26 protein-coding genes are annotated in these 23,887 nt (G+C 39.5%); 5 read left to right on the forward strand and 21 right to left on the reverse strand.

Annotation, left to right across the window (positions count from 1 at the left end; translation table 11 throughout):
- Positions 1-416: 416 nt before the first annotated feature.
- From ACTWPM_RS18960 to ACTWPM_RS18975, 4 genes are read right to left on the reverse strand one after another with little or no spacing between them, the layout of a single operon-like run.
- Entirely contained in the window at positions 417-1,181 is a 765-nt protein-coding gene (locus tag ACTWPM_RS18960) for an STAS domain-containing protein (protein WP_443134545.1), read from the reverse strand.
- On the reverse strand, positions 1,168-1,827 hold the full coding sequence (locus tag ACTWPM_RS18965) for a cobalamin B12-binding domain-containing protein (RefSeq protein ID WP_443134546.1): 660 nt from the start codon (positions 1,825-1,827) through the stop codon (positions 1,168-1,170). Before ACTWPM_RS18965 ends, ACTWPM_RS18960 begins: the two co-directional genes overlap by 14 nt.
- 14 nt (positions 1,828-1,841) lie before the next feature.
- Positions 1,842-2,198, reverse strand: coding sequence for a hypothetical protein (locus ACTWPM_RS18970; RefSeq protein WP_443134580.1), 357 nt, complete (start codon positions 2,196-2,198; stop codon positions 1,842-1,844).
- 5 nt (positions 2,199-2,203) lie between these two features.
- Positions 2,204-2,509 carry an antibiotic biosynthesis monooxygenase family protein gene (locus ACTWPM_RS18975; protein WP_443134581.1) on the reverse strand — a complete coding sequence of 102 codons (306 nt, stop codon included), beginning with the start codon at positions 2,507-2,509 and terminating at the stop codon, positions 2,204-2,206.
- Between the two features lie 214 nt (positions 2,510-2,723).
- Between ACTWPM_RS18975 and ACTWPM_RS18980 the strand changes: the two genes are divergently transcribed.
- Positions 2,724-3,029, forward strand: a complete 306-nt coding sequence (locus ACTWPM_RS18980) for a hypothetical protein (RefSeq protein ID WP_443134547.1) — start codon at positions 2,724-2,726, stop codon at positions 3,027-3,029.
- Positions 3,030-3,071: 42 nt separating this feature from the next.
- On the opposite strand, the gene ACTWPM_RS18985 is transcribed toward ACTWPM_RS18980, so the two are convergent.
- From ACTWPM_RS18985 to ACTWPM_RS19015, 7 genes are all read right to left on the reverse strand, one after another.
- Complete coding sequence (locus tag ACTWPM_RS18985; RefSeq protein ID WP_443134548.1) at positions 3,072-3,878, reverse strand: VLRF1 family aeRF1-type release factor; 807 nt, start codon at positions 3,876-3,878, stop codon at positions 3,072-3,074.
- Positions 3,879-3,972: 94 nt separating this feature from the next.
- A complete protein-coding gene (locus ACTWPM_RS18990) occupies positions 3,973-5,193 on the reverse strand; it encodes a hypothetical protein (protein WP_443134549.1) in 1,221 nt (406 codons plus the stop codon).
- Entirely contained in the window at positions 5,190-6,404 is a 1,215-nt protein-coding gene (locus ACTWPM_RS18995; protein ID WP_443134550.1) for a DUF58 domain-containing protein, read from the reverse strand. Before ACTWPM_RS18995 ends, ACTWPM_RS18990 begins: the two co-directional genes overlap by 4 nt.
- Positions 6,401-7,354 carry an AAA family ATPase gene (locus tag ACTWPM_RS19000; protein ID WP_443134551.1) on the reverse strand — a complete coding sequence of 318 codons (954 nt, stop codon included), beginning with the start codon at positions 7,352-7,354 and terminating at the stop codon, positions 6,401-6,403. The genes ACTWPM_RS18995 and ACTWPM_RS19000 overlap by 4 nt, the downstream gene beginning before the upstream one ends.
- 117 nt (positions 7,355-7,471) lie before the next feature.
- A complete protein-coding gene (locus ACTWPM_RS19005; protein WP_443134552.1) occupies positions 7,472-8,389 on the reverse strand; it encodes a glycine betaine ABC transporter substrate-binding protein in 918 nt (305 codons plus the stop codon).
- Positions 8,390-8,589: 200 nt separating this feature from the next.
- Positions 8,590-8,775: a YfhD family protein gene (locus tag ACTWPM_RS19010; protein WP_443134553.1), complete on the reverse strand. Its 186-nt coding sequence runs from the start codon at positions 8,773-8,775 to the stop codon at positions 8,590-8,592.
- Between the two features lie 139 nt (positions 8,776-8,914).
- A complete protein-coding gene (locus ACTWPM_RS19015; protein WP_443134554.1) occupies positions 8,915-10,081 on the reverse strand; it encodes an MFS transporter in 1,167 nt (388 codons plus the stop codon).
- A 146-nt stretch (positions 10,082-10,227) separates the two neighbouring features.
- Here ACTWPM_RS19015 and ACTWPM_RS19020 point away from each other — a divergent pair, with 146 nt between their 5' ends.
- Positions 10,228-10,986, forward strand: a complete 759-nt coding sequence (locus tag ACTWPM_RS19020; protein WP_443134555.1) for a TrmB family transcriptional regulator — start codon at positions 10,228-10,230, stop codon at positions 10,984-10,986.
- Between the two features lie 44 nt (positions 10,987-11,030).
- On the opposite strand, the gene ACTWPM_RS19025 is transcribed toward ACTWPM_RS19020, so the two are convergent.
- A complete protein-coding gene (locus ACTWPM_RS19025) occupies positions 11,031-11,270 on the reverse strand; it encodes a hypothetical protein (RefSeq protein ID WP_443134556.1) in 240 nt (79 codons plus the stop codon).
- Positions 11,271-12,017: 747 nt separating this feature from the next.
- On the opposite strand from ACTWPM_RS19025, the gene ACTWPM_RS19030 reads away from it, so the two are divergent.
- A complete protein-coding gene (locus ACTWPM_RS19030) occupies positions 12,018-12,842 on the forward strand; it encodes an alpha/beta fold hydrolase (RefSeq protein ID WP_443134557.1) in 825 nt (274 codons plus the stop codon).
- A gap of 118 nt (positions 12,843-12,960) precedes the next feature.
- Here the strand turns inward: ACTWPM_RS19030 and ACTWPM_RS19035 are convergent, their stop codons facing one another.
- The 3 genes from ACTWPM_RS19035 to ACTWPM_RS19045 form a co-directional block, all read right to left on the reverse strand.
- Positions 12,961-13,557 carry an RIO1 family regulatory kinase/ATPase domain-containing protein gene (locus tag ACTWPM_RS19035; RefSeq protein WP_443134558.1) on the reverse strand — a complete coding sequence of 199 codons (597 nt, stop codon included), beginning with the start codon at positions 13,555-13,557 and terminating at the stop codon, positions 12,961-12,963.
- Positions 13,558-13,729: 172 nt separating this feature from the next.
- Positions 13,730-13,984, reverse strand: coding sequence for an alpha/beta-type small acid-soluble spore protein (locus ACTWPM_RS19040; protein ID WP_443134559.1), 255 nt, complete (start codon positions 13,982-13,984; stop codon positions 13,730-13,732).
- Between the two features lie 12 nt (positions 13,985-13,996).
- The gene (locus tag ACTWPM_RS19045; protein WP_443134560.1) at positions 13,997-14,230 is read right to left on the reverse strand and encodes a YozQ family protein; all 234 of its coding nucleotides are present in this window, start codon (positions 14,228-14,230) and stop codon (positions 13,997-13,999) included.
- A 124-nt stretch (positions 14,231-14,354) separates the two neighbouring features.
- On the opposite strand from ACTWPM_RS19045, the gene ACTWPM_RS19050 reads away from it, so the two are divergent.
- On the forward strand, positions 14,355-14,495 hold the full coding sequence (locus tag ACTWPM_RS19050; protein ID WP_443134584.1) for a hypothetical protein: 141 nt from the start codon (positions 14,355-14,357) through the stop codon (positions 14,493-14,495).
- A gap of 17 nt (positions 14,496-14,512) precedes the next feature.
- Here the strand turns inward: ACTWPM_RS19050 and hpaB are convergent, their stop codons facing one another.
- The 4 genes from hpaB to ACTWPM_RS19070 all read right to left on the reverse strand — a co-directional run bounded on the left by hpaB (position 14,513) and on the right by ACTWPM_RS19070 (position 20,372).
- The gene (hpaB, locus tag ACTWPM_RS19055; RefSeq protein ID WP_443134561.1) at positions 14,513-15,949 is read right to left on the reverse strand and encodes a 4-hydroxyphenylacetate 3-monooxygenase, oxygenase component; all 1,437 of its coding nucleotides are present in this window, start codon (positions 15,947-15,949) and stop codon (positions 14,513-14,515) included.
- 121 nt (positions 15,950-16,070) lie between these two features.
- On the reverse strand, positions 16,071-17,363 hold the full coding sequence (aceA, locus tag ACTWPM_RS19060) for an isocitrate lyase (RefSeq protein WP_443134562.1): 1,293 nt from the start codon (positions 17,361-17,363) through the stop codon (positions 16,071-16,073).
- A gap of 17 nt (positions 17,364-17,380) precedes the next feature.
- Positions 17,381-18,973, reverse strand: a complete 1,593-nt coding sequence (gene aceB, locus ACTWPM_RS19065) for a malate synthase A (protein WP_443134563.1) — start codon at positions 18,971-18,973, stop codon at positions 17,381-17,383.
- Between the two features lie 466 nt (positions 18,974-19,439).
- Entirely contained in the window at positions 19,440-20,372 is a 933-nt protein-coding gene (locus ACTWPM_RS19070) for an aldo/keto reductase (RefSeq protein WP_443134564.1), read from the reverse strand.
- A 193-nt stretch (positions 20,373-20,565) separates the two neighbouring features.
- Between ACTWPM_RS19070 and ACTWPM_RS19075 the strand changes: the two genes are divergently transcribed.
- Entirely contained in the window at positions 20,566-20,976 is a 411-nt protein-coding gene (locus tag ACTWPM_RS19075; RefSeq protein ID WP_443134565.1) for a VOC family protein, read from the forward strand.
- Positions 20,977-21,010: 34 nt separating this feature from the next.
- Here ACTWPM_RS19075 and ACTWPM_RS19080 read toward each other — a convergent pair whose 3' ends face one another.
- A complete protein-coding gene (locus ACTWPM_RS19080; protein ID WP_443134566.1) occupies positions 21,011-21,586 on the reverse strand; it encodes a histidine phosphatase family protein in 576 nt (191 codons plus the stop codon).
- A 257-nt stretch (positions 21,587-21,843) separates the two neighbouring features.
- Complete coding sequence (ilvD, locus tag ACTWPM_RS19085) at positions 21,844-23,541, reverse strand: dihydroxy-acid dehydratase (protein ID WP_443134567.1); 1,698 nt, start codon at positions 23,539-23,541, stop codon at positions 21,844-21,846.
- Positions 23,542-23,887 lie beyond the last annotated feature (346 nt).

Consider the following 23,887-nt stretch of genomic DNA (forward strand, 5'->3'; position numbering starts at 1 on the left):
TCAGCCCTTCCCCTACCTTCCGGAAGGTAAGGTACTATGGCTTCGGCTGACTTCTGATGGTTCAGCGATTCCTTAGGAATCGGTTACCGCATGTGTACGGCTTGTCCATCAGACCTCCCCGGGTAAAAGCATAAACTTCCTTTCCATATCCCCGCCTCATTTACTGCCTGCCCCTTTGGTCGTTGGGGTTTCGTCTTGTTATGCAGACTCACCCCAGACAGACAGCCTTCTATGAGATTCGTGTTCCTCGGGGCGGAAATTTGTCTCCGGCTTCCTTCAGATTCCAGGTCTCCCTGGACACCCTTGCCTTTGACTAACGGCTACAACGACCTTCGCCGCTCGGGACTTGAACCCTAGAGTTTATACCCCTGCCGGGCACACATAGATAACCCCCATTTCTCTAAAGGAATGGGGGTTCATTTTGAACAGTATTTAGCTACAGCCTGCTGCAGCGAATGCATATAGTTAATTTCGGGCGGAAGCTTTAACTCATTTAGTTCTTTAGCTTGATGGGGCTGGATGCCTATAATGCTTATATCCAAACCCATATAAAAGAGGGACTTCATCATATCCGACAGCACACGAATCCCTTCTCTGTTAAATTCTCCCACTGCTGTGAAGTCAAAAAGCAGCCGGTCAATTCCCTCTCTCTGAGAGGATTTCAGTAAGCTCTCTTCCACAGCATACATTTTCTCTGTAGTGATATCTCCAAACAAGGGAATTGTAGCTGTATCTGGTGAAAGTACAATAAATGGAGCAGATAAACGATTGCTTTGTTCGATCGCTTCGTCTAATTTCTCCTTCTCTTCAAGGAGTTCAAAATTTGTTTCATTTAAACGGCCTCGAAGCTGAGTTAAAGTCTGGTTAACCTTAGACAGCTCTTCGTCTTTTACATGTAACAAAACTTCAGCGTATAAATCATTTTCCCATGAAACGTACATATCAGCAGTTTTTATCGTATCCTGCTCATTCACAGGTTTTAAGTGCACTTCTAAAGATGCTTTTTGAATTTCAGGTTTTACTGAGTCTTTAATTTTTGCGTGGCTTGAGTCGTCAAAAATATCAAGCAAATATTCTTTTACACCGTGCAAGTCTCCTGCTTCTTTGGAATAAGCATAAATAATAAAGTTTTTATTGATACGATAGTAAGGAAGCGGAAAAGTACGATCAACTTGTTTCATTTATCACGCCTTCCCTTCCTTCGTTAAACCATTGATATAAATGATTTAAATCTTTAACCACCATAACTTGAGCAGATTCAAACTCATCCAATTGAAATTTCTTAGCCATGCGCCCTCCAATCATAATCAGAGGTCTCCACTCCAATTCCGTAAAACGGTGGATAACTCCTTTTAAAGCTGGCAGACGATATGACAAAGCTGCTGATAATCCAATGACATCCGGACGGAACTTTTCAATTTGGCTCATGGAGTGATCCATTGATAAATTCGGTCCAAGATATCTTACTCTCCATCCTTGCTCTTTAAATGTGTCCGCCACCATCTTTAACCCAATATAATGCTGCTCTTCTTCCACTCCAAAAAGAAGGGCTTTATAGTTCTTTTGATGTTTCCTTTTAACCGGTTTGAAATCGGATTCTAACCTGGAAAGAGAAAAATCACAAATAGCCGTGGCCAAGTGCTCGTCAGCTACAGTTATTTTATTTTTCTCCCATAAATCTCCTATATAATACATGGCAGGGGTAATAATCTCTTCATAGAGGAAGGCTTTCGAATGAACCTTTATAAGCTCTTCCATATATTCTAAAGCCCCCTCTTCATCTCCACTTAAGAAGTACTGGGCTAGTTGTTTATGTTGTTCATTCACACCTATACACCTCTTTATTTTAAACGAGTACGCAAATAATCAAGGGCTTGCTGCAAAAACTCTATAAATACTTTCTTTTCATATGAATCCTCAAGCTCGGACTGATCCAATAGACGCATCAGCCGTTCATAATTATCAATGATTAAATCAGTACCTACATCCCTTGCTGTCAAGATACTGTTCAGCCATTCCGTATAATCTATGAAAAATTTAACACTATCCATTTCGTATGCGGTCTTTAAGTGGTCTAGGTGGTGATAATTGTCTTCTTCCGTTCGGTCCCTTCCATGTTGACCAAACTTGCCCCAAAGGTATGGATAATCACTATAAATCTCTGTAACGACTTGTTGTACTAAATGCTCTTGCTCCACTTTCTTCAATGAGCGACCACCTCATACTTGGAAACCTTCGGTACAATGCCCCGTAACTCTGGATCAGGATATTTGCGTTCCAATTCATGGATTTTCTTAAACTGATCGCTTCTTGCCCAATTTAAGTAAGCATCCTTGGATTCCCATTCTAAATGCACAGTTAATTCTCCAGGCTTACGTTCTTTTTGAAGTAGTTGAAAAGAAATAAACCCTTCGGCCTGATCCACCAGACGAGATCGTTTTTTATATATATTAATTAATTCTTCCGCTTTATGCTCTGGCACTTCTACAGTAGAGTCAACCACAAACATCATAAGATTCCCCAATCTTTTCACGTTTTCGATAAATACTATTTTATCATACTAATGAAAAGTATGTATAATAGATCACCCTTGATCTGTCCTGCATAGGACTTAAACGACTTTATAAGACAAAATACAAGAAAAGAACTCAAAATGCACCGAAGGGATTAATACAATAATTAGCGAAGGCGTAATATAGGACATTATTGAGGAGGCGAAATCATTGAAAGAATTTATTTTGAACAACCTTAGTAGGGTTAAAGCTGAATTACTATACTCAGAAGCATGTGAGAAACATTCAAGAATTAACCAACAATCCAGATTAGCTGGTATGGAGCTCGCCTATTCAAATATGTTGTTTATATGCACGGGCAACCAAACATTTATTGATTTTAAAGATAAAGAGCAGGCAAAGAAATTTGTGGATCAGTCCGTGAAACAACATGTACGGAAAGGATTCCGTGTTGGTAATGAAGCTCTAGATAAATTGTTAATTATGAAGTACCTGCCTGACAACGCAAGATACTAAAAAAGACGCCAGGGCATCCCGGCGTCTTTTCCAACTATCTTACTATTTGATGACTTCATCGATCACATGCATTTCTTCATGATCGAGCAGATTTTTATTGACCATATCTTCGGCTTCTTTATTCATATTATCCTGTAAATCTTTTAACTCTTCTTTATCACCGACGAGATAAAATCTTTCCCATTCGTATTTCTTAGCCAGCTTATCAATCTTAGGAGCAACGCTCTTATACCAACGGTAACGGTTGTGTTCAAAGCGTTCCTTATACTCGTCTCCCTGGGAAGATTTAGCTCCTCCAGAACCCATAGATGGCTGGGCACGATGAGGGCCCTGGTGTTGTCTCCAGTCTTCTGTATTCAAATCAAGTTCGAATATTTGAGTATCATTCAACATGCCTAGTTCTGCATCAATTACTTTAATTTGTTGCTTCTGCGTTAATACAATTCCCGTTTTAGGGAAGGATTGACGCATTTCTTTTAGTTGATCCAGTACTGGAGTTTCTTCCCAATAAAATTCTGTTTTAACAGGCATTTGGAAGCGTTCGGCAAACCACACGGTATCATCTGCTGTCGCAAACAAAACTACACTTTTAGCAAAGTGCTGTTCATTTTCTTCAATGAACTGCTCTACCTTTTCCTTCACTGCCCAATAATTTCGTTTTTCCTCTGAATCTCCATCTTCCTGAAGATAAGATTCAAAGTTATTTAATCCATTTTTCAAGTGTATCTTCCATTCCCCGCCTTGTTGCTCCGGGTCAGAAGGGTCGGTGTTTAAATACATTGAAAATACTTTTTGTGGTTTCTCTAAATGAACTTGCTCTAGTTTTTTAATTTCTTTATTTAAATCCATAAAACAGCGACTCCTTTCAAGTGCTAAATTAACTTCTAGGAGTTATGTTTCCTGAAATAGGGGCGCTTAAACTCTATTCCTATAATTTTATTTGTTATTCTTTATTTTCTTTGGCATCCAATTGTTTTTCCAATTCTCTGACTTCATTATAAAAAAGGGATTCCTCTTCTTTTGAAAGCTGATCATTTCCATAACGGACTTTTTGGTATAACTGGATATTCTCTGCTTGGAGTTCAACTCGCTCAAACCAATATTGGATGGGCTCATTATACTTGCGACCGTATCCATGTTTTCGAGCGTATTCCTCAAATTTTAAAAATCTTTTTCTTACTGGACTATCAGCCGGGCTTCGTTTGAATCGCCAAACTGAATCATTATTTTCATCATTATACGGAAGCTCATAGCTCTTATAAGTTAACCGTTGTACATTCGCCTGGTGAGTCCTTCTCTTTTTTCTTAAACGGTACATAATATATAAAATGAGAACAATACCAGCAATCAGTAAAAAAATGGTCCCCGTCTGCGCAGCCTCAGCTAGCTGTTGGGAGGGTTCGCTGTTTTTTAAAGGAGGAGAGTCATTAGGATCTCGAAGTATTTCAGTTGTGTTTTGATCCTGATTTAATTTTTCTATAGGCTCAATTTCGGATACTTCAAATCCTGTAAGCTCTAATAAATAGAAAAATCCCTGGACTCCTTTCAAAAATACTGTTGAGAGTGCCTGCCATGAACTTGAAATAATGAACCTTAGTGGTTGAAATAATGCAACTAAACCAGAGACTCCAGCTGCAAAACCTACTATGAGAATGACTAATCTCTTTTTGCCTTCTTTACGATCATTTTTGGATACCTCCAGGTAATGAGAGAAAAAATAACCAAGGAGAATAACACAGTACTGCAATGCTAAAATAACCACAATATCTGTCTGAGCAAAGAAGAGCATACACCCAAAAGCCGTAATCGTAGAAAATAAAAGCATAAATCTTTCGTTTTCTCGATCAGCTTCCTGTTCATGCAGCAGATAACGCCAAACCAGAAAGCCAGAAAGCATAATGCTAAACACCAGTGGGATTCCAGTGATTACACCTATTCCAACTAATAATGTAGAGACAATACTGACGGGAAGTAAGCTGGAAGATATCCTGGAGGCTCCAAGAAAGAAGAAGAGCGACAGGGTGACTACTGTTAAAAATGAGAAAAGAGGAACCTGGAGAGAAATCCAGCTCCACTTCCCCATAAGAAATAGGAAAAAGAAAAAGGCCAGACCTTCACTTACATACTGATATGACATTGTGACTAACTTATTCCCATTGATCACACATACGCCCCCTTATAAGACAAAGGCACTAAAACAGCTTGGCTGTCTTCTACTTGCACTTGAAATACTCTCAATCCTTTCCTGCTCCACTCTCTTATGTATCGATAAGTATGCTCAGGTATATCCCCAAGAATGATAATAGTTTTCTTTTTGTAAAGCTGGTGATGTAATCTATGCATCAATTCCTCCGCTGGCATAAACAACTGATTGACCTGGATCCTGGCCAATAACTCCAACGATTCTTTCAATTGCTGATACCCACTGCCTTCGGGCTGATAAAAATATGGGCGATCATGCGGTCTCCTCATATTGACTAACATTTCGAAATCATATTTATTCTGTGCGGCAAAATGACACAGGTAACTGGCATAAGATAATAGATCTTCTATGTGCCTCGATATATGTTCATTCCCGAGTCTGGTTTCCTGAGTTACATTGACCATGATCGTCCAGCTTACATCTACTTGTCGCTCATAGACTTTCGTTTGCAACGTTCCTGTCTTAGCACTTGCTTTCCAGTGAATACGATGAAACGGGTCAGAAGATACATAATCCCTGGTTCCTACTGGAGTAAGTAAATCCTCAAACGGCGAAAACGAGGCCCTCTGCTCGCCTGGCGCCACTTGAAATACTTCTTCTATTCCATATACCGGTTTTTGAATAGGATATATGACTACCTCCGTTTCGTAGAGAGGCAGAAAATCCATTGATATCGGAGTGAATTTTATTAAATGTGGGAAGCGATATTGAATATTTGTGACCTTAGTAACTCCGCGTTGTACAGCTTTGATAGGAAGTCTCACTTCCTTTTCTCCTTCGCTCATTAATGATAGAGGAACTGAATATTGATAACCCTTCGAACTTTTTCTTATAAAAGTATCATCAGCCCTTATGTTCGAGTTGCTCGAAAAGGATAATCTGCCGTTTAATACAGGAGCTTTTGATTTATTTCTAAATCTGAACCGAAGTTCTGTATCTTCTCCAGGAAATAACCTAATAGAGGTTCTGTGATTTAGCAGCTCCAGTTCCGATCCACTGTATCCGTCATACCATTTGCTCGCAAGCGCAACTATTATAAGCAAACTCGTAGGAACCAGAAGAATGGATTGATTGAGAAAGACACTTAACACTCCTGTCAACAGGATCATCGCTAATAGAAAGTCATAATATTTATGATTTTCATAACCGAGATCTTTCTTCCACTGGTTCAACTTAAATCCCCTGCTTCTACAGGGACGGGTACCTGTTCAATAATTTCACTCACGACCTGGGAGTTGTTTTTTCGAATCGCCCCTTCCATGGAAAGGATAATACGATGTTCAAAAACATAAGAAGCCAGCTCTTTTATATCCTCGGGAGTCACATAATCCCTACTATTTAGTAATGCTTTAGCCTGACAGGACCTCATAAAAACTAAGGCTCCTCTAGTGCTTACACCTAATTCAATATCGTGATTATGCCTGGTTAAACGCACGAGATCCAGTAAATAATTCATCGTATCGTCAGCAATTGTCACTTTTTTCACTTCTTCGCGCAAAGCCAGAATATCCTCAATATGGAGATCAGCCATTAACTCATCCAACGGCTCATCCATTTGGTAGGTCCTCAGAATGTTTTTTTCTTCATCGGCTGAAGGATAGCCCATATCGATCTTAAACATAAATCGGTCGAGCTGAGCCTCTGGTAAGGGGAACGTCCCGTGGCTGCCTTCGATTGGATTCTGAGTAGCAATCACAAATAATGGAGGAGTAATTTGTAGTGTGGTTCCATCTACCGTCGTCTGCTTCTCTTCCATAACCTCCAAAAGACTGGACTGAGTTTTAGGAGTAGCACGATTTATTTCATCTGCCAATAGAATATTTGTCATTACAGGGCCTTCTCGAAGCTCAAATTCCTGGGTTTTAGGATTGAAAAATTGAATACCGGTCACGTCACTTGGAAGCACGTCCGGTGTAAATTGAACACGGGTGAACTTACCGTCCATAATCTTAGCAAAACTTTTGGCTAATTTTGTCTTGCCTGAACCAGGAACACTTTCCAGCAGCACATGGCCATCTGCAAGTATTGCTGTAAACAGCAACTCTATCACATGTTCCTTTCCTAATATCACTTGGTTAATGGATTTCTGCGCTTTCCTTACAGCATCTTCTTTTATAGCCACACTTCATTTCCCCCTTAAGTATATATACCTATCTAATCGTAACATATTTCTGACAATTCGTTTTTACATGAAAAAACAACCTGTTCTTTGGAGAACAGGTTGTTTTTATAAGAATAGTTATTCAGCTGTCCATTCATCAATGACATCCTGGTTTTCATCAATCCAGTTTTGAGCACCTTCTTCAGGTGTTTCTGCTTCGTTTAAAGCAGCCATTAGACTTCCAAGTTGTTGGTCATCCATCTTGAAGTTGTCAAACCATTTTACAACCGTAGGGTTGTCTTCTTCCAAACCTAGACGGGTAGCGTATGAAATATCTTCTGATTCTCCATATACTCCTTTTGTATCTTCAAGGAACTTAAGATCCATTTCTGCAAATACCCAGTGAGGTTTCCAAAGCGTTACAACAATTGGTTCTTCATCTTCAATGGCGCCTTTAAGTTCTGTCGTCATTGTTGGACCAGATGAAGCGGCAAGTGAATAATCTAAGTCATATTCATTAATAGCATCCTCAGTTAATGACATCAGACTTGCCCCGGCATCAATTCCCACAATTTGATTCTCATCAAATGCATCTGTAGTTTTTAAATCTTCTATCGTATTTACGTCTTCCATGTATGTTGGTACGACAAGGCCTAGTTCTGTACCTTCATACCAGGTTTCACGCCAATCAATTTCTTCTTCATACTTATCATAGAAAGCTTTATCTGTATTTGGCAGCCAGATTTCCATCCCGATGTCTAGATCTCCGGAAGAAAGGGCTTCATATAAGAATCCTTTTTCTACTTGTTTAAGCTCAACGTCATATCCTTTTTCTTCTAAGACAATTTTCCACATATTTGATACAGCCACGTTTTCAGCCCAGTTATTCATACCAATACTTATGGAACCTTTTTCTTCGGTGGATTCACCGTTATCTGATCCACCATCACCATTTCCACCTTCAGCGTTCTCGGAGTCGTCTCCTCCTCCACAAGCGGCAAGCACAAGCACGATTCCTAAGAATAGTGCAGGAAGCCATTTACGTAAATTACTCATTAAAATCCTCCTTTAGTAAGTTTCTTGATGACTTTAGTCTTGATTATATTTTCATATTATAGCATAAACTATCTCAAGTTCAAACAATTTTAACTGTACAAAAAACATTAATAGTTTGTCCTATATGAGATTTAAATCCTTACAGTCACCCCAGCCCTCCAACATCTGGATGACCTGAGGTGACAGTATATGACAATTATTTATTTTGATTTTTTGTGAGCGCGACGGTCAGCTGCTTTACTTCTTTCTTGAGCTTCCATATCTTCGCGATCCGCAAGCTCTTCAGAAAATTCAACGTCAATCCCTGGGTGCTTCTGATCTTTAGGTGTTTGAGGAAGTCGTTGTTTCTTCTTCCCTTTGCCACTGTTGTGTTCATCTCTTCCCATTAGAATTACCCTCCTTTATGTTGATCATTTCTATTATTTACAACTAATATCCTTAATATTCTCTTGATAGTATCTAATGAAATAAAAAACCTCAGGTCATCCATTTTCTGGATGACCTGAGGTTCTATTTATTTCTATATTAATGTTGCTGGATAGTTTGTGTTTTTGAGACACCTCTAGTAATGGAGAAACAGCCGGCAGCCAGAGCAAGAAGGACAAATAATCCCCCCACAGTAGCGTTATGAATGACTGAAGTTTGCTCAATTACTAATCCACCGACAGTTGAACCTAATGCAATCCCTAAATGGAGAGCAGAATTGTTCAAACTTTGCTGTATATCAGACGTTTCAGGTGCAGTAACAACGAGATAATTTTGTTGGGCTGGAGTGATTGCCCAGCTTAGAGCACTCCAGAATACCATAACAATTAAGAATAAAGGTAAAGAAAAAGTAACATACGGAATAATAAAGATTGCTAAAGCAAACAAAACGGTAATTCCTATGATGCTCTTCTCGGAACCCCATTTGTCTGCGGCCATACCGCCTATTCCGCCTCCTGAAACTGCAGCTACACCGAAGATAAAGTAAGCAATACTTACCCATGCTGGATCCAGTCCCATGGTTGATTTTAAAAATGGTGTCAGATACGCATATAAAGTCAGGTGCCCTGTTAAAAACAAGAAGGAGGTCAATTGAGCAGAGAAGATTTTTTTATCTTTCAAAGAGCGCATCTGTTCCTTAATTGAAATTACAGGCTTAGGCTTAATTCGTTCCAAGGTAAATGCCACGACAATCATGGAGATTAATGTAAGTATGGAGATTAATAAGAATGTAACTCGCCATCCAAATGCATTGCCTATGGTTAAACCTATTGGCACACCCAAAACAAGTGATCCACTAATCCCCATAAAAATAATACCGATAGCACGACCTCGGTATTGTTTCTCAACTATGGCAGACGAAATCGTCACACCTAATACGACTAACAAAGATCCACTAGCTGCCGTTAAAACCCTTGCGGTCATAAGAATAGCGTAAGAGGGACTCCAGTAAGCCACCATGTTCCCTATGAAAAATATGAATAAAGTCCATAGCATCAACTTTTTTCTTTCTAGTTTGGCTGTAGCTGTTAAAAGTACGGGCGAGGCCAGAGCAAAAACTAAAGAAAAAATTGTGATTAATAAACCAGCTTGTCCCAGAGATATACGCAAATCAGCAGCCACCAGGTCTAAGGTTCCCCCGATAATTAGCTCAACAGTCCCGACTACAAAAGCAACAATAGCCAGCATATATACTTTTTTATTCATTTATATAAAATCCTCTCTAATTAGGTTACCACCACAATAGTAACCATCAACCAATGTAAATACAAGAGAAAATATGCTAGTATATTTACGCCACGACTTATTCCATGTATTCTTAAACAAGAAGCTTTGGACAAGGGGAATCTATTATGTTACAAAAATTCGGTTTCACTCAGTACGAAAGCCAGGTTTTTGAAGTTTTGTCCGCAAGCCATCAGCCCATGGATGCAAGTACGATTGTTAGATATTCTCAGGTTCCGAAGTCAAAAGTTTATGAAGTGCTGAATCGGATGGTTGAAAAAGGGATCATTTTAAGTTCTTTTACTGAGCGAAAAAAACTTTATAATGCTGTTCCACTTGAAGCAATTATCGAAAACCTGACAGACGAGTTTCAAGCTAATGTGGAAGATCTGAGGAATAAAGAATACACTCACCGTCCGGTGGACGATCGTGTATGGACGGTTAAAAACAGCAGAACGATTACATCTTTAACGAAAGAATTAGCAGAGAATGCTAAATCCAGCATTTGCTTATCAGGATGGAGTGATCATTTGAAGGCCTTCACCCCCTTGCTTAAACAGAAAAAAGATGAGGGCGTTACGGTGGAAATTTTGTCTGTAGGAGAACTGGAGAACTCACTTCCAAATACTCATGTGCTAATTCCGAATGAAGGTCATGATGCTCTTGAAAGGTACCAACTGTTGATTGTTGATGAAAAAGAGATATTGTTCGCGGGGATTGAACAGGGGGATTGGCAAGGAATACAAACTCTTTCCAGATCTCTTGTGAAGTTCTTCACTGAATTCTTTTACCACGACGTGGCTCTTACTGAAATAACAAAAAAATATGAAGACACTCTTATGGAAGATGAGAGTATTAAGCAGATTCTTATGAAACTTAGATATTAAAAACACCTCAGGTCTCCTGCTTGCGGAGCCCCGAGGTGTAATCATTATACCTTCTCAACTACGTACGCTTTTTTCTCACGAAAGTATTTTTCTCCGTCTTCAGCAGAATGCTCAAAGAACCCTTCAAATACATCGACAACTTTATATTGGCGTTCAGGATCTGTAAACAATTGTGATTCATTGTTTGATAGAACAACGACATCGGTTGTGGAAACAAAGCTGTCTAATTCTTTTGCTAAATAGTTTTGACCTACTTCTACATTACTTAAACGATGTTGTGACATTTCTTAATTCCACCTTTCATATAAGGATGGTTTCCCCTTAAAGTAAACTGCGAAACATAAGAATGTTAATGGATACTGTTTTATTAGCAGAAATAATTTATCGCCTACACCTTATATTAGAATAATGGAAAGTCTTTTCTGAATTTACATTAGCCGCTAGGTATGAAGAGGGCTGAGGAAACTTTGCAAATAACTCGACACAGGACTGGTTTTAAAGCTGCCAAATAAAGCAGGGTGTTTCATCGTACTTTCTTTTTCCAAGAGTCCTCCTCAGTCTTCCTCCTTTTCTATTTGATTTATGCCTTGCCCATGCTGCTACAATATTATAAGGTCAAGGCTTCAAGGATGTAATCCACAACTTGAAGTTCTATCGAGAAGCCATGGTTTAGCGGCTAGCTCCAGGTCCTAAAGCCTTTAACATAGGATAAAAACCACATCTTTATGTATGGAACCACTTGAAAGTACATTATTTCGAATTAAAGAAACAAGATGAGGGTATATGTGTTAGGAAAGTGGAAATTTAAACACCAACACCGCCTGACAAACCCCCTCGGTAAAAATAAATGCCGCTTAACATTATTAGCAAATTATTTGTAAAAATATTAAAATAGGTTGAGAATGGGTAAGCCAGTTAAAAGCCCATCTTGTATTATAAATGAGAAAACAATAGAAAGAAGGGACCGGTCTCATGACTATATAAACCGTCAATTTATGAGACTGTGTTTTTATCATGATAGAGGTGTAAACTTGTTAGAATATAAAGTATTTAGTGAAGAACCTACCAAACCATATGTACTCTTACTTCATGGAATAGGGGGAAGTGCCAACATTTTTTTCCCTCAAATAAAAGAATTTAAAAAACATTTTAATGTTGTCGCTGTACACTTAAGGGGACATAAAGGTTCGCCAGGAGTTTATTCACGCTCGAACTCGTTTTCTTTTAAAGAGGCTGCGGAGGATGTTATTGAGGTGATGGATGAACTACGAATAAAGAAAGCACATTTCGTTGGGGTATCTCTTGGGACTGTTATCATCCACCAGTTGTTATCCACAGCCCCTAACCGCGTAGAAACCGCCGTCATGGGAGGAGCTATAACTAAAGTCAACATTATATCCAAACTGCTCCTTACTTTAGGGAAACTTGCGAAGAACGTGATGCCTTATTTATGGCTATACTCTTTATTTGCCCGAGTACTGATGCCTAGAAAAAATCATAAAGAATCAAGAGATGCCTTCATAAAAGAAGCTTCCCAAATGAAACGAGCTGAATTTTTAGGATGGTATGATATAGCCCCTAGCGTAGACACTACCTTTGCGAATGTAGAAAAAACTGCAGGATTTATTCCTAAACTTTACCTCATGGGCAGCGGCGACCGAATGTTTAAAAAAGATATCCAGAAAGATGTAAAAAATATGTCGAATACAACGTTACTCTTTATTCCTAACTCTGGACATGTGGTGAACCTGGACACACCTGAAGTATTTAATGAATGCGCAATTTCATATATGCAAGCTAAGGGAGAAATCCACGCTTCAATATTAGAAGAAAAGACTCAAATTATAGGTTCATGAAGGAAAAAGAGGGCTGAAAAAGCACCTCTTTTTTCCTTTAAAAAAGTTATAAAAAAATAAACTTGCGAAGGGAAGAAATACTTCACCTGCAAGTTCAATATTGTCCAGTATTTTTTCTCTAGATGGATAGCAATCGTTTATGATACAGCAATATAATAAATTCTATCAGTAATTTGGGAAATCGCTTCGGAAAAAACTTTTTCTTATAAAACTTATCGTAGGCTTTTTTCAGGTCAGGCCAGTATTCACATTCATGAAGTTGAGTAAATCTAACCACATCAATCAGTATCACTTCGTTGTTCTGGGTTAGCATTATATTTCTCAGATGTATATCACTCGGAGTTAAGCCACGACTTCTCACAAATGTTAAGACTTCATCAACCTTTTGCACCATCTCCGGAGTAATACGTTTCCCAGTTGTTAGACATTCATAAAATGTAATACCTTCCACGTACTCCATAATTAAAAAGCCATCTCCAGCTTCAATTAAATGTGGAAAAAATACGCGGTTGGATAAGCGATTGTAAACCTCTGCTTCTCTAGCAGCTAAATGTTTATGAGCCGGATAAAAGACTTTGACCACCTGATTGATGTCCTTAATTTTAAAAACGGCCGCACTGCGCCCCTGGCCAACACACTCAAATTCTTCCGGAGAACTTACAATACGGTTATCTTTAAACACAATTTCCTCGACCAGATCTTCTATCTTTTTCATAATATCCCCTCTATGGAAAACCATTTATTCTTTATTTCCTATTATACCGGAGTTTACAAAAAAAGAATGGATTTTGCTTGTTCATATTAAATTTATGCTACTATATCATGTTAGTGAACAAACAAGAAAGCAGGAAGCTTAGAAGCTTTCTGCTTTCTTGTTCATGACATATTTATTTATTTTTTTCCATAAGGTCCTTCTGAGCTTGTCTTACTAATTCTTTCACCATTTGTCCTCCGATTGCTCCCCCAATTCGGCCAGCGTCCCGTGTACTTAAGTTTCCGTTATCATACGGATTTAATGGTATTCCTTTTTCTTCTGCCACTTCATACTTTGCATTTTCTGGCGTTTGAGTTTTCAGCAGTCTTTGCTTTAATTCATCCAACCCTTTTCTTGCACCTGGAACTAATATTTTTTTTCTTGCCATTTAAATAAATCCTCATTTCTTAAACTTATTGTAACGCTGGCGTGAAAGAGGTTTTCCTTCATGACTCTTTAAATTTCCATCTTGGTCCACTTCATCAATGTTACCGTCGATTGTTCCTTCTGTCATGGTGTCTGAAACTTGTTCGTGAGTGACTGCAAGACCTTGGGATGTCTCATCATTTTTCTCGTAGTCAGCTGGTTCATAGCTGCGTTCAGCTATCTCTTCTGTTTTTTGTTTTTTCTTCAAAATAAATACCTCCTTTGCATGCTCTTATCTTCTGCTCCTTTATTTAAATTCATTCGATGGTCATAAAATGAAAGGGTTTGGATAAAATTATCTTTATCACCCAAACTATAGGTGGAGGTGTTAAATGATGAGCAAAAAGAGTAATGCCGATAAAAGTAAGATCCCTAAAACTGTGAACCCTCAAGGTTTGACCGAGGACATAGCAGATCAGCAGCCAGATTCACAATTAGAACAAAAAGCTAAAAAAAGTAATACAAAAAGATAAAAGCTGACGTCTGACCGTCAGCTTTCTTTTAAAAACCTTGAAACTAACGAAATTGAAGATTCTTCGTCGTACATTTGATATATGGTTTGAGAAATACGGACGGGATCACCAAAAAAGAATCGCTCATAAAGTGTTTGTCGTGAACCGAACGAACTCATTGTCAGGTCCCAGGCTAAACGAAATAAGGCTACCCTTTCTTTTCCTTTACAATCCCCTGCCTTCAAGTAATGACTTAAGTCATCCCCCATCCTCGATTCGAACGTTTCTTCATGAGGAATGGTCATTAACCCGCTTGCGCCTAGCAGTTGAATTATTTCAATCAGACGAGGGTATAATTCCTGACTCTGATTAATTGCTACATAAAGTGGCTGCACAGAAGGGGTCATTATTCCATTGTTGTCAATCTCAGCCTGGTGTTCGGAGTAGTGAAGCAAAGCCTTTAAACTTTCCAACCCCTTCACAATCTCTACTACTTTGGCCTGAACATGCTGGTATTCACCAATATTGATGGTCTCCACAATCTGGTGAGCAACACCTAATAGAAATTCTAATTTAATGATTTGCCTGGAAATAATCTGGTGTAGCGTAAATGGAACAAATTTTCCTTTCTTATAAAATTCATTAGCCGCTCGTATATTATCATGCAGAAACACTCTCTCCCAAGGAACAAGTACCTCATCGAATATCACTACAGTATCCATTTCATCAAATCTGGATGAAAGAGGAAAGTTATATGAAGATTTGTCAATACTGAAGGATTCCCGGCAAATAAACTTCAAGCCTTTAGTATTGCTGGGAATGGAAAAACAATAGGTATGATCGCTTTCTTGTGCCCCGGGGGCAGAATAAACGATGATTTCGTCTGTTATACCGCCCTGAGTAGCCAGAAGCTTTGCTCCTCTTATGATAAGTCCCGCTTTTTCTCGGCGCACGATACGTGCATTTGTCACATCCTCCTCAAGAAAGGCCAGCTTTCCCCGATTAGTCTGAGGATTTACAAAAGCGTGCGTAAAGGTAAGATCTTTCTCACGCGCTTCTTCATAGAAAGATAACAGCCGATCTGGATAGCAATTCTCTTCTTCTGCTAGTAAACTTACTGAAGCGGCGAAGGAGGCAAGGACTGTATTCATATAATCGGGACTTCGCCCTAATAAACCTCCGGAAGAACGTGCCCAGCATTGAATCATTTGTCTTCTTTTTTCAAGATCTTCTTTCGTCTTCGGGATTAAATAAGACGTGCCGATCTCATTTCCTGTAGTATCTGACAAGAAAGTCAATTCTTTTTTATATTTCGGATGCAGCTGTAGATCATAAAGTTCGGCCTGAGTCTTGATTACTCCGCTAAATGCCGGATGACATGATAGTTTGCCTGTGACCTGCGCTCCGTCCAGCCAAATCTCTGCGTTTAAACCATCCACTCTTTTCTTGTACTCTTCCCCTGATATGGCAGGCATGTAATCACTCCTTTTGTCTGCGTACACACAAAAAATAGTTGATAACATACCTTATTACTTTGCATGGATTATGTGAAAAATCTCATACAAAAAGCCCACCCGTTTAAGGTGAGCCTTAAGGTTAGGACTGAGAAACCGTTTCTGTCGTAAATTGTTCGGATTCGGTAGAACCTTTTAATGCTGTAGTGGAAGATGTACCTCCGGATATAACTTGGGCTACCTCATCGAAATAGCCGGTACCGACTTCTCGCTGGTGTCTGGTAGCTGAATATCCGTAGGTCTCACTATTGAATTCTGCTTGCTGCAACTCTGAATAAGCTTCCATTCCACGGTCTTTATATTGTCTAGCTAATTCAAACATGCCGTGATTGAGTGCGTGAAAACCTGCAAGAGTTACAAATTGAAATTTATAACCCATCTCTCCAAGCGTTCGTTGAAAACTGGCAATCGTCTCGTCATCCAGTTTTTTCTTCCAATTAAAAGAAGGAGAACAATTGTAGGCTAGCAGCTTTCCAGGGAATTTTTCATGAATCGCATCAGCAAATCTTCTTGCTTCTTCTATGTTTGGTTCGGAAGTTTCACACCACACTAAGTCGGCATAAGGGGCATACGCCAACCCTCTTGCAATAGCCTGTTCTATTCCAGCTTTTGTTTTATAAAAACCTTCTGCCGTCCGTTCCCCTGTAAGAAATTCATCATCACTGCCATCCACATCACTTGTAATAAGATCAGCTGCATTCGCATCGGTTCGCGCTATAATAATAGTAGGAACACCCATCACATCCGCTGCAAAGCGTGCGGAAATTAAATTTCGAACAGCTGTTTGCGTAGGTAAAAGAACTTTACCGCCAAGGTGGCCGCATTTCTTCTCCGAGGAAAGCTGATCCTCAAAATGGACGGCAGAGGCTCCCGCTTCTATCATTCCTTTCATTAATTCAAAAACGTTCAGCTGCCCCCCAAAACCCGCTTCTGCATCTGCAACGATCGGGGCGAACCAGTCAATTTCGTTCTTTCCTTCCATATGATGAATTTGATCTGCGCGCTGAAGTGCCTGGTTGATTCTTTTAACAACCTGAGGAACGCTGTTTGCCGGATATAAGCTTTGATCCGGATACATATGTCCAGACAAATTAGCGTCCGCTGCTACCTGCCAGCCACTCAGGTAAATAGCCTTAAGTCCGGCTTTTACCTGCTGCATCGCCTGGTTTCCGGTTAAAGCACCCAGGGCATGAACATACTCTTCATCATGTAGAAGGTTCCACAATTTTTCGGCGCCTTTTTCAGCTAGTGTATGTTGAATATCCATAGACCCTCTCAAGCGGATCACATCCTCTGGTTCATAGGGACGAGAAACCCCTCTCCAACGTTCTTCTTCCTGCCACTGATTTCTTAATTTTTCTACTCTCTTATTCATTATTCCGCTCCTCCCCCTTAAGATAGCTGCTCGTAGGCTTTAGTGGTTAAAAAGTTCTCAAAATTATCATTTCTGATTAAGTCATCAAAAAGTTTTTCAGCTTTTTTAAAAGGGCCTTTTTTAAAATGATCGGTACCGACTTCTTGCCGGATAACGTTCATCTCTTCATCTTTTATCTTCTCGTAAAGATCAAACGTAATCGTACGTCCGTCATTCAACACACCTTTTGGATGTCGAATCCATTGCCAAACTTGAGCCCTGGAAATTTCAGCTGTTGCTGCATCCTCCATTAAGTGATGAATGGGTGCTGCTCCCCTTCCTTCCAGCCATGATGCAATGTATTGAATCCCAACATTTATATTCGTACGTAACCCCTCTTCCGTAATTTCCCCTGCTGGAACTTCCAGTAAGTCCTCTGGTGAAACTATAATCTTTTGCTTCGTTTTATTAATCTGGTTAGGTTCTGGCATTTCCTCGTTGAATACGTCCATCGCTGCTTGAACCATCCCAGGATGAGCGACCCAGGTGCCATCGTGTCCGTCCCTGGCTTCCCGTTTCTTGTCGACTATTACTTTTTGGAAAGCAGCTTCATTTTTGGACGGATCATTTTTTACAGGTATTTGCGCTGCCATGCCACCCATCGCAGGAGCGCCGCGATTATGACACGTTTGTATGGTAAGAAGAGAATAGGTACGCATAAATGGAACGGTCATCGTTACTTCTGAACGATCTGGGAGTATCATAGATGGATCATGGCGGAATTTTTTTAAGTAACTGAAAATATAATCCCAGCGTCCGCAGTTTAGACCAGCCGAGTGTTCCTTTAATTCATACAATATTTCATCCATCTCATAAGCAGCGAGGATCGTTTCCAATAAAACCGTTGCTTTAATTGTTTCTTGAGGAATGTTCATGTAGTTCTGAGCGTATACGAAAATGTCGTTCCATAACCGTGCTTCTTTATGATTCTCCAGTTTAGGAAGATAAAAGTAAGGGCCGGAGCCGTTCTTTATCAACTGTTTGGCATTGTGGAAAAAATACAATCCGAAATCAACAAGGCTACCAGACATCGCTTGGTCTTGATAGGTTAGATGCTTTTCCTCTAAGTGCCAGCCTCTTGGTCGTACCATAAGTACAGCTGTATCTTCTTCCAGTTGGTATAATTTACCATTGTCATTTTGAAAAGTAATGTTTTTCCTGATCGCATCCCGCAAATTAATCTGCCCGTGAATCGTATTCGACCAAGTGGGTGAATTGGCATCTTCAAAGTCCGCCATAAATACTTTCGCTCCAGAATTCAAACCATTAATGACCATCTTACGATCAACGGGTCCGGTGATTTCTACTCTTCGATCTTTTAAATCTTTAGGCAGATCATTTATCAGCCAGTCTCCTTGCCGAATATGCTCCGTTTCTTTTAGAAAACCCGGCTTTTCCCCTCGTTCTAATTTTGATTGAATTTCTTCCCTATCTTCTAATAGTTTCCTTCTTCTCTCCTCGAAGTGAAGATGTAAGCCTTCCAGAAAAGCCAAAGCTTCTTGGGTTAAAATCTCTTTAAAACCTGGGTGCAGATTTCCTTTCACCTTTACTTCGGATAACTTTGTTTCCATTTCCACCCTCCAATTTGTTATATACTAGATTAAAATAAATCCGATTGTTCTATAACAGAATATGCGCGATTTTATTCATCTTTCTTGGACAAGCATCGATCGCATTCCATCATATAAGTATAATGATGACCTTTTACTTCAGCACCGCATTGTGGACATGGGACAGTAATCGTTTGATTTTTCTTTTTCATTATTAAACTCCTCCTTTTTGTATAACAGTTTTATTAACTATTAACTGTTATGATACAGTTTACGATGAAACAGTTTGTATTGCAACAGTTTTTTGAAAATTTTATACAAATAGTCAGATGATGTATTATGGAATACCGTATGCGTCCGCGATCATCCGAAAGCGATCAGCTGTATCGCATCAATATTTTTTCTGAACTCTATTTTTACAAGGCGCTAAACCCTCAGTTTTTTCTTTCCAGCCTAAAAAAACCTGCCAGAAATGGCAGGCTTTTTATTAAGAAAAAATTTCGTGTATTTGTCTGACTTCCTCTTTAGATAACTCTACATCAAGTGTCTTTAAATTATCCGTTACTTGATCTCTTCGTTTAGCACCAGGGATAACAGCATCAATAGAGTCTTGGTTTAAATACCAGGCTAAAACAAGGTTCGGCACTTCTACATTTTTAGAATGAGCTAATTCTTTCAGCTGCTCGACTTTCTTTAAATTCTTTCTATATTCTTCGCCTTGAAAAAGCGGATTTTTAGCACGAAAATCATCGAACGTTGTATTTTCATCATATTTACCTGTCAGCAGACCTGAAGCAAATGGGAAATAAGGAACAAAGGAAATTCCATTCTCGGCTGTGTACGGAAGCATTTCCTCTTCTGCTTGTCGTTTAAATAGATTGTATTCTCCTTGAATTACATCCACATATCCGTCTTTATTCGCTTCTTTCAACTGATCGACTGAGAAGTTGGACACTCCAATGGAACGGATTTTCCCTTGATCTTTCATTTCTTTTAAAGCTCCCACTGCTTCATCTTTTGGCGTATCATCATCTGGAAAGTGTATATAGAATAGATCAATATAGTCCGTCTGCAAGCGATCTAAACTTCCTTCTACCGCGTTTTTTAGAAAAGAGGGCGAATTGTTAAAAACTACGTCGTCTCCCTTAAACTCATGTGCACCTTTAGTAGCCAGGACCACTTCTTCACGATTTCCTTGCTCTTTGACCACTTGACCCACTAATTCTTCAGAACGCTTGGGGCCATAAATAAAAGCTGTATCCAAGAAATTCATATTGTTTTCAAGCGCCGTACGCACGACATCTTTTCCAGCTTCTTCATCTAGATTCGGGTATATATTATGACCGCCTACAGCATTCGTTCCTAATCCGATTGGATTGATGGATAAACCTGATTTCCCGAGACTGACTAATTTGTCCATTTCATTCATCTCCTTTAGCAATTCTTTTATTCTAATACCACGTTAATTCAAAATAGAAACAGCACACAGGGACTTTAAGCACATTGAGGTCTCTAAACTTTGAACCCAACTGAAAATTTTCAGAATTTAAGTGACTCTATATTGGATATCCACTATAGTTGAATTAGTTATAATAATTCATAGGAGGGATCAAATGAAACATCAAGCTACTCCTTATTTAACGTTTAACGGTGAAGCTGAAGAGGCTTTGGACTACTATACCCATGTGTTTCAAGGGGAAGTTACCGGCAGCCAAACCTTTGGTGAAGCGGACTTTGAAACACCACCAGGTTTGGATAACCGTATTATGCATGCCCATTTTCAGAAGGGCAGCTTTTCTTTTATGGTGTCGGATTCTTTTCTTGATCAATCTGTAAATGCCGGGAATAATATTTCTCTTGCACTTGAACTCGAAGATAAGACCGAGATTCAGACCCTTTATGATCGCCTTAGTGAAAAGGGTACAATACTTATGGAATTGCAAGACACATTTTGGAACGCTACTTTTGCAAAAGTAAAAGATAAATACGGAATCATCTGGGATTTAAATTACACACATGAATAATCAAAAAGACCGGCTTAATAATAGCCGGTCTTTTCTATATTTCCAAATGTTTAGTGCAATTAAACAATTCACATGACCACTGGTCTTGCTGTAATTTGATTTCTGTGATTGAGGTATTTTTCATATGCTCTTTTCTTATTTTTAATGGATCAAGTTCGCTAACCATATGACTGATTAAAGAACCATGACTAACCACTAAAATATTCTTCCCGGCATTTTTTTCAGACAGCTCATTAATGATAGACATTCCACGTTGAATAATTTTTTCCTTCTTCTCGATTCCTAGGTCCATCTCCCGCCAGCCGTTTCCCCATTGTTCAATTCTCTCTTCCTCGGTCGTTCCCTCAATTAGTCCACCGTCTACCTCCTGCAGGCGGAGATCATAACCAATTTCCAAGCCCAGCCGGCTGGCAATTATCTGTGCTGTATGAGCAGCTCTCTTTAAAGGACTCGTGTATAATGCATCCCATTCTTCTTTATGTAACCGCTCTGCAAGCTTTTCAGCGTCTCTTATTCCTTCTTGGTTTAAAGGTATATCAGACTTTCCCTGAGCACGTTTTTCTATATTCCAAGATGTAATTCCATGCCGGACCAATCCTATTTTAGTCATTTTATCTCACTACCTCCTTATAATTTGCTCTGTTAAATCTCAGGGTTATTAGTTAAAGAAAAGCTCCCTTTTCTGAAAGACTTGATTTCGAGATATATTGGGTCCGTTATGGCAAGGAGGCTAGGGTGGGTTGGGAATCTTCCACTAACCGGCCCTATTGCTTAATAAGGCTTTGATCAAGGGTTAACCCCAACAGTTAACAACGTCAAATACTATAAATAAGGACAGCTTATAAAGCCGCCCTTTTTATCAAGTAATTATTCCAAGTCTGCGTCTGTTACTGCTCCTTTGGCAGAAGAAGACACTAATTTAGCATATTTAGCTAAGATGCCTGTTTTGTATTTAAGTGCAGGTTGCTGCCATTCTTCTTTCCTGCGTTTAAATTCTTCATCAGAAACGTCAAAGTTAATTTGCTGGACGTCACTATCAATAGTGATTGTGTCTCCTTCTTTCAGAATTCCTATAGGTCCTCCCAGAGCTGCTTCTGGAGCTACGTGCCCAATCACAAACCCATGTGAGCCGCCGGAGAAACGTCCGTCTGTAAGTAATGCCACCTTACCTCCAAGTCCTTTCCCAACGATCATAGCTGTAATCGAGAGCATTTCCGGCATGCCTGGACCGCCTCTAGGCCCAACATTGCGGATGACGAGCACGTCCCCTTCTTTAATTTCATCGTCTACGATAGCCTGGGTGGCTTCTGCCTCACTGTCATAAACGCGTGCTGGTCCTTCAAATCGACTAATTTTTTGACCAGACATTTTCGCAACTGCCCCTTCAGGTGCAAGGTTTCCTTTAAGCACTACCAGTGGCCCGTTTGGTTTAATAGGTTTATCTAGGGGGAGAATCACCTTCTGACCTTCTTTTAATGGCGGGGCTTCCTCGAGATTTTCAGCCACAGTTTTCCCTGTAACTGTGAGACAATCTCCATGTAACAAGCCATTTTCGTGTAAAAGCTTCATGACAGCTGGAACGCCGCCGCTTTCATAAAGATCCTGCATAACATACTTTCCGCTTGGTTTCATATCGGCAATATGAGGAACTTCCTGGCGTACTCTTTCAAAATCATCCAGGGTAAGATCTACTCCAGCCGAATGAGCCATAGCAAGTAGATGGAGAAAAGCGTTCGTGGATCCACCCAGAGCCATTACAACTGTAATTGCGTTTTCAAATGCTTCTTTGGTCATTATATCTCTTGGATAAATTCCTTTTTCTAAAAGATCCACAACTAATTCACCAGCTTGTTTGCATTCCTGCTCTTTGTAGTCGTTCACTGCTGGAGTTGAAGAAGATCCAGGAATACTCATACCTAAAGCTTCTACAGCAGAAGCCATCGTGTTAGCCGTATACATTCCACCGCAAGCTCCCGCGCCCGGACAGGCATTACACTCTACCTTATGCAGCTCTTCGTCATTAATCTCACCTTCATGATATTTACCAACTGCTTCAAAAGAAGAAACAATATCAATATCCTCACCATTCAGCTTTCCTGGCTGTATGGTTCCTCCATAAACATAGACAGAAGGAATATTCATACGGCCGATAGACATTAAACATCCAGGAGTGGTTTTATCACAGCCTCCGATCGCTACAATTCCGTCCAGACGTTCTGCATTCGTAACAGTTTCAATTGAATCTGCAATTACTTCTCGGCTTGGAAGAGAGTAGAACATTCCTTCATGTCCCATTGCAATTCCATCAGATACAGTAATCGTGTTAAAAATCATCGGAGCGCCGCCATTATCGCGCGCGCCATCTTTGGCTTCCCGAGCCAGACGATCAATATGCACATTGCAAGGTGTGACCTCGCTCCATGTACTGGCAATTCCAATCATCGGCTTTTTGAAGTCCTCATCCGTAAAACCCACGGCTCTGAGCATTGAACGGTTAGGAACTCGATTAACTCCTTCACTGATAACTTTACTATTGATTCTTAGATCTTTTTTGGATTGATCCATCACCTACACCCCTTATCTTTTTATATGTCGATTTTTGAAACAACTTATTATGATGATACTAACTAGGATGAGTAAAGGCAATGACTTTTCTGAAAATATAAAACTTTCTTTTAATATAAAGCGCTTTCTTTCATAAGACCGCCTATCATTTATGAATAATTTGGAAAACCATTGAAATATAAACACATTCTTTAGGAATTCATTACAAATTTCATTTTCAAAGTATGATAAAATAAGGTGCGTGTGTTGAATTCAGAATGTAAAGGACTTTGTAAACTTTTTACCCAACTGACATAAACTATGTGTAGATAAGTCTTTCCTTTGACCCTTATAATTATTTGAAGGA

Source organism: Halobacillus sp. K22 (genome assembly GCF_052246795.1).
Lineage (GTDB): Bacteria > Bacillota > Bacilli > Bacillales > Halobacillaceae > Halobacillus.

Coding starts and splice junctions, on each gene's coding strand:
- ACTWPM_RS18960 (WP_443134545.1), bottom strand. CDS start 1,181: ATGAAACAAGTTGATCGTACTTTTCCGCTTCCTTACTATCGTATCAAT.
- ACTWPM_RS18975 (WP_443134581.1), bottom strand. CDS start 2,509: ATGTTTGTGGTTGACTCTACTGTAGAAGTGCCAGAGCATAAAGCGGAA.
- ACTWPM_RS18985 (WP_443134548.1), bottom strand. CDS start 3,878: ATGGATTTAAATAAAGAAATTAAAAAACTAGAGCAAGTTCATTTAGAG.
- ACTWPM_RS19005 (WP_443134552.1), bottom strand. CDS start 8,389: ATGAGTAATTTACGTAAATGGCTTCCTGCACTATTCTTAGGAATCGTG.
- ACTWPM_RS19010 (WP_443134553.1), bottom strand. CDS start 8,775: ATGGGAAGAGATGAACACAACAGTGGCAAAGGGAAGAAGAAACAACGA.
- ACTWPM_RS19015 (WP_443134554.1), bottom strand. CDS start 10,081: ATGAATAAAAAAGTATATATGCTGGCTATTGTTGCTTTTGTAGTCGGG.
- ACTWPM_RS19020 (WP_443134555.1), top strand. CDS start 10,228: ATGTTACAAAAATTCGGTTTCACTCAGTACGAAAGCCAGGTTTTTGAA.
- ACTWPM_RS19025 (WP_443134556.1), bottom strand. CDS start 11,270: ATGTCACAACATCGTTTAAGTAATGTAGAAGTAGGTCAAAACTATTTA.
- ACTWPM_RS19035 (WP_443134558.1), bottom strand. CDS start 13,557: ATGAAAAAGATAGAAGATCTGGTCGAGGAAATTGTGTTTAAAGATAAC.
- ACTWPM_RS19040 (WP_443134559.1), bottom strand. CDS start 13,984: ATGGCAAGAAAAAAAATATTAGTTCCAGGTGCAAGAAAAGGGTTGGAT.
- ACTWPM_RS19050 (WP_443134584.1), top strand. CDS start 14,355: ATGATGAGCAAAAAGAGTAATGCCGATAAAAGTAAGATCCCTAAAACT.
- hpaB (WP_443134561.1), bottom strand. CDS start 15,949: ATGCCTGCCATATCAGGGGAAGAGTACAAGAAAAGAGTGGATGGTTTA.
- aceA (WP_443134562.1), bottom strand. CDS start 17,363: ATGAATAAGAGAGTAGAAAAATTAAGAAATCAGTGGCAGGAAGAAGAA.
- aceB (WP_443134563.1), bottom strand. CDS start 18,973: ATGGAAACAAAGTTATCCGAAGTAAAGGTGAAAGGAAATCTGCACCCA.
- ACTWPM_RS19070 (WP_443134564.1), bottom strand. CDS start 20,372: ATGGACAAATTAGTCAGTCTCGGGAAATCAGGTTTATCCATCAATCCA.
- ACTWPM_RS19075 (WP_443134565.1), top strand. CDS start 20,566: ATGAAACATCAAGCTACTCCTTATTTAACGTTTAACGGTGAAGCTGAA.
- ACTWPM_RS19080 (WP_443134566.1), bottom strand. CDS start 21,586: ATGACTAAAATAGGATTGGTCCGGCATGGAATTACATCTTGGAATATA.
- ilvD (WP_443134567.1), bottom strand. CDS start 23,541: ATGGATCAATCCAAAAAAGATCTAAGAATCAATAGTAAAGTTATCAGT.